Annotated in this window: 5 protein-coding genes; 4 read left to right on the top strand and 1 reads right to left on the bottom strand. The window is 57.1% G+C overall.

Annotation, left to right across the window (positions count from 1 at the left end):
• The first annotated feature begins 236 nt into the window (after positions 1-236).
• The 3 genes from F8I07_RS02085 to F8I07_RS02075 all read left to right on the top strand — a co-directional run bounded on the left by F8I07_RS02085 (position 237) and on the right by F8I07_RS02075 (position 3,121).
• Positions 237-1,658, top strand: coding sequence for an NAD(P)H-hydrate dehydratase (locus tag F8I07_RS02085; RefSeq protein ID WP_292655098.1), 1,422 nt, complete (start codon positions 237-239; stop codon positions 1,656-1,658).
• Between the two features lie 73 nt (positions 1,659-1,731).
• Positions 1,732-2,289, top strand: a complete 558-nt coding sequence (gene purN / locus F8I07_RS02080; protein ID WP_292655095.1) for a phosphoribosylglycinamide formyltransferase — start codon at positions 1,732-1,734, stop codon at positions 2,287-2,289.
• Between the two features lie 55 nt (positions 2,290-2,344).
• Positions 2,345-3,121 carry a thiazole synthase gene (locus tag F8I07_RS02075; protein WP_292655092.1) on the top strand — a complete coding sequence of 259 codons (777 nt, stop codon included), beginning with the start codon at positions 2,345-2,347 and terminating at the stop codon, positions 3,119-3,121.
• Positions 3,122-3,319: 198 nt separating this feature from the next.
• Here F8I07_RS02075 and trpA read toward each other — a convergent pair whose 3' ends face one another.
• The gene (trpA, locus tag F8I07_RS02070) at positions 3,320-4,060 is read right to left on the bottom strand and encodes a tryptophan synthase subunit alpha (protein ID WP_292655090.1); all 741 of its coding nucleotides are present in this window, start codon (positions 4,058-4,060) and stop codon (positions 3,320-3,322) included.
• Positions 4,061-4,143: 83 nt separating this feature from the next.
• Between trpA and panB the strand changes: the two genes are divergently transcribed.
• Positions 4,144-4,956 (top strand): 3-methyl-2-oxobutanoate hydroxymethyltransferase, encoded by an 813-nt coding sequence (panB, locus tag F8I07_RS02065; RefSeq protein WP_292655088.1) that lies wholly within the window; start codon positions 4,144-4,146, stop codon positions 4,954-4,956.
• Positions 4,957-5,011 lie beyond the last annotated feature (55 nt).

Here is a 5,011-nt window from a genome sequence, read left to right as displayed (position 1 = left end):
TGAATTTGCGGTAGGCTTCCTCGAAAGTATCCCGAGGAGAAACGACGATACCAGGCATGCAATCACCCCCTTTCATGTCCGATTTTGGCTGGGCCGGGACAAAGTGACGCGTATTATAGCGAAATATGAATTTAAGAGAGTTGATCGCGGATTATGTTATTGGTATATTGGTTATTGGTGTATTGGGGAGAGGTGGAAAGAGTATAATTCATAGCAAAGTGTTAAGGAGTAGGGCAATGCAGCGACTCTATCGAAACTGTTATGCGATGGACCGGAAATGTTACGAGGAGTACGGACTGACGGAGGATCTGCTGATGGAGCATGCGGCGGAGGGGATGGCGCGCTGTATCCGGGAGCGTTTCGAACGGGGGGCTTCGGTACTGATAGCGGCGGGGACGGGAAACAACGGTGCCGACGGCATTACCTTGGCCAGGCTTTTGCAGGGGAGTTTCGCGCCGCGGCTCTTTCTGCCTCTGGGGGTCAAGTCGCCGATGGCAAAGCTCCAATTGGAGCGGGCCCGCAAGGTGGGAGTGCCCACGGTCGAAGAGATCGAAGAGGCCGAAATCGTCGTGGATGCGCTTTTCGGGGCCGGGCTGAGCCGTCCGTTGAGTGAAGAGATCGCCGGGATCGTCGAGAGCCTCAACGCTCTGGAGGGGTTCAAACTCGCCTGCGACATTCCCACGGGGCTCGACGAAGCGGGCTGGCCCTCGCCTACCGCCTTCCGGGCCGATCTGACGGTGACGATGGGGGCGCTCAAAGAAGCCCTCTACCTCGATGCCGCCAAAGAGTATGTCGGGGAGATTCTCTGCGTCGATCTGGGAGTGGATCGGATACTCTATGAAGAGGAGAGCAGTGTCAGGGTGCTGGAGGCTTCGGACTTTGCCCCGCCGCTGCGGGCCGACCGCCCGGCCGGGCACAAGGGGACCTTTGGCCATGCGGCGGTTTTCTGCGGGGAAAAAGAGGGAGCGGGGATCATCGCCGCGTCAGCGGCGGCCCGCTTCGGAGCCGGGCTGACGACCCTGGTGATTCATGAACGGGTGACGGCTCCCGCATTTCTGATGACGGCTTCTGCGGTTCCTCCCCGGGCCACAGCCCTGGCGGTTGGAATGGGGCTGGGAGACTATTTTGAATCGGAGATGTTGGAAAAGGAGGTGGTGGACTCGCCGCTTCCCATCGTGCTGGATGCCGATGCCTTCGGCAAAGCGGAGCTCCTGCAGATTTTGCACCAGGAGAATCGTAAGATCGTCATCACTCCCCACCCCGCCGAATTTACCCGGCTCTGGCGGATCATGATGGAGGAGGAGCTGAACGTGGAAGAACTGCAGCGCAACCGTTTCGAATACGCCCGCCGTTTCAGTGCCCGTTTTCCCCATGTCGTTTTGTTGCTCAAGGGGGCCAACCCCATCATCGCCCACTTGGGGGAACTCTTCGTCAATCCATTGGGAACGGTGGCCCTGGCCAAAGGGGGCAGCGGCGACGTGCTCAGCGGCCTGATCGCGGCACTGCTGGCCCAGGGGTATGAAGCGCTGGATGCGGCGATCCAGGGGAGTCTGGCTCTGGCTCTGGCGGCCCGGTGTTATGAGGGAGCGGACTACTCGATGCTGCCGACGGATCTGATCGATAATCTGAAATATCTCAATGAGGAGAAACAGTCATAATTATGTGTATTTTTGATTCATTCTCCATTTTCCATTCTCCATCCTCAATTCTTTTTCATGAAAAGGATTGTTCATGAAAAAGATCGTCGTGCTTTTCAGTGGGGAAGGGAGCAATCTCTCTTATCTTCTGCAACAACTGCACAAAAAAAAGCTGGAAATAGCGGCGGCGATCACCAACAACCCCGAAGCGGGGGGGATTGCCATCGCCCGGGAGTACGGTGTGCCGGTGGAGATTGTCGATCATCGGGATTTTGCCGATCGGGATACTTTTGACCGGGAGCTGGTGAAGCGGATCGAAAACTACAGTCCCGATCTGACGGTGCTGGCAGGTTTTATGCGGATTCTTACTCCGCTCTTTGCCGAATCGGTGCGTGCGATCAATCTGCACCCTTCGCTGCTGCCGCGTCACCGGGGGCTGGATGCTATACGAAGGAGCTGGGAAGATGAACAACCCGAAGGGGGTGTAACGGTCCATTGGGTCAGTGCGGAGCTTGATGGCGGGGAGATGATATTGCAGTATGAGCTAGAGAAGGAGGGGTTCGAAAGCTACGAAGAGTATCACGATGCGATACGCCGGATCGAAAAAGAGGCGCTGGCCGAGGCGATCTGCGACGTTTTAAAATGTGATTAAGTTCTCTGTGTTATAACCCTCAGAAGTCAATGAAACTTAGTGTAAAAGGAAAAAGATGAGCGATATCCTCAAGATCGGAAAATACGAGTTTACCAGTCGCCTGATCGTCGGGAGCGGGAAATATCCCGATTTCCAGACCACCCGGGATGCGACCCTGGCCAGCGGTAGCGAGATGATCACCGTGGCGGTGCGGCGGGTGAACATTACCAACCCTGATGAAGAGAACCTGATGGATTACTTCAAAGACACCGACGTGAAGTTCCTCCCCAACAGTGCCGGGTGTACCACCGCCGAGGAGGCGATCACCCTCTTCCGCCTGACCCGTGAGGCCACCGGGATCGATCTGATCAAGCTGGAGGTAATCGGCGATACTGCTAAGACCCTCTATCCCGACGTAATCGAGACACTCAAAGCGTGTGAGGTCCTGGCCAAAGACGGCTTTACCATCATGGCTTACACCAACGACGACCCCATCGTCGCCAAGCGCCTCGAAGAGGCGGGAGCGGCGGCGGTGATGCCCCTGGCAGCTCCCATCGGATCGGGGCTGGGGATCCAGAACCGTTTCAACGTGGTCTTCATCAAAGAGGCGGTTTCGGTGCCGGTGATCGTGGATGCGGGGATCGGCTGCGCCAGCGATGCGGCGGCGGCCATGGAACTGGGGGCCGACGGGGTGCTCACCAACACCGCCATCGCTCAGGCCGAGAATCCTATCGCCATGGCCGAAGCGATGAAACATGCGGTCATCGCCGGGCGGATGAGTTACAAAGCCGGACGCATTCCCAAACGCCCCTTCGCCACCGCCAGCTCTCCCGTCGACGGAATGATCTTCTAAAATCAGGTCATTCGCTTCGCTGTCATTGTTCGGGACAGTCGCAAGTCGCAAGCACGGAGCTTCGCTCCTCACGTCGCAAGAAAAGGGCTATGGGTATATCAACCAAAGATGCTCCTCAATAGAGAGCAACGATCAAGAAATTCTTTCCCACAATGACCTCAAATGACCATAAATGACAACGAATGACTTTATGTGAAACTATTCGTTGATCTTCTCTTTGATCTCCCGGGCCATTTGGGCGATCGTGGCGATGCGGTTACCGGGGGTCAGCGCTTCATCCAACAAAACTTTGACAAAAGCGGAACCGACGATGACGCCGTCGACATTTTTGGCCTTCTCTTTGGCGGTTTCGGGGGTGACGCCGAAGCCGAGATAGACCGGAGTCTGCGTCGCTTCACGGATCTGAGAGATGACGTCGGAGAGTTCTTCGCTCTGGCCGCTGCCGGTGATGCCGGCGTAGGCGACCAGGTAGATGAATTTCCGGGCGTCGCGGCTGATCATAGTGATCCGCTCCGGCGTGTCCGTGGGAGCGATGAAGTCGATCAGGCTCAGGCCGGCTTCCCGGATCATCGGTTGGTAGGGCTGCGCCTCTTCAAAAGGCAGATCAGGGATGATGAAACCGCCCACTCCGGCGTCACGGGCTTCTTCGATGAAGCGTTGCACCCCCAGATGGTAGAAGGGATTGAAATAGCCCATCCAGAGGGTATCGATGGCCGGAGCGATCTCCCGGGAGACTTCAAAGAGATGCTCCAGACGGAAGCCCTGCTGCAGAGCCCGCAGATTGGCGGTTTCGATGACCGGACCGTCCGCGACGGGATCGGAGAAAGGAATGCCCAGTTCCAGGGTATCGACCCCCGCTTCGGCCAGGGCCATGGCCAGATCGACAGTGAAATATCTGTCGGGATAACCGGTGGTGATATAGGCGACGAGTCGTTTCACGCATTGTCCTGTGTGATAAAGTTGGGGATATTATACTGATTTTGGATAAAATCATTTCAGATTAAAAGAGGGAGGAGTTTCCCATGAGTATCCAATCGGCGCCGATCGAGAAGAAGGTGACGGTCCGGACGATCCGGGAGCGCAAGGGCAAGGAACCGGTGACGATGATCACCGCCTACGATGCGCTCTTTGCCGGGATCTTCGACGGCGAAGTGGAGATGATCCTCGTCGGTGACAGCCTCAACATGAGTTTCTATGCCGAGCCGGACACCCTTAGCGCTACTTTGGATCAGATGATCTACCATACCAAGGCGGTCTGCAAGGGAGCCCGTCTGCCGCTGATCGTCTTCGACATGCCCTTCGGGACCTATGCGACTCCGGAGCAGGCCCTCGAGAGTGCCACCCGGGTCTTCCGGGAGACCTGTGCCGAAGCGGTCAAGATCGAAGGAGGCCGGGAAAAAGCCCCCATCGTCCGGAAACTCAGCGAAAACGGGATTGCCGTCGTGGCCCATATCGGCCTGATGCCCCAGTCGGTACGGGCCGAAGGGGGCTATCGGGTCCAGGGGCGGAGCGAGGAAGAGGCGAACAGTCTGATGGAAGATGCCCTGGCGCTGCAGGAGGCGGGGGCCTTTGCTCTGCTGTTGGAGGGGATGAAAGCCGAGGTGGCAACCCGTATCACCAAAACGGTGAAGATCCCCACCATCGGTATCGGTGCCGGTAACGGCACCGACGGACAGGTCCTGGTCTGGAGCGATATGTTCGGATTTTTCGAAGCCTTCAAGCCCAAGTTCGTCAAACGCTATCTCAACGGAGCGGAGCTGATCCGTCAGGGCTTGCGGCAGTACCGGGAGGAAGTGCGGAGTCGGGCCTTTCCGGATGAAGAGCACTCTTATTGAATGAGGAATGAGGAATGAGGAATGAGGAACCGATGGCGCTTTCAGCGCCGTTATT

The sequence above is a fragment of the Nitratifractor sp. genome (assembly GCF_015487065.1).
Lineage (GTDB): Bacteria > Campylobacterota > Campylobacteria > Campylobacterales > Sulfurovaceae > Nitratifractor.
This window is presented reverse-complemented; position numbering and strand designations above follow the sequence as displayed.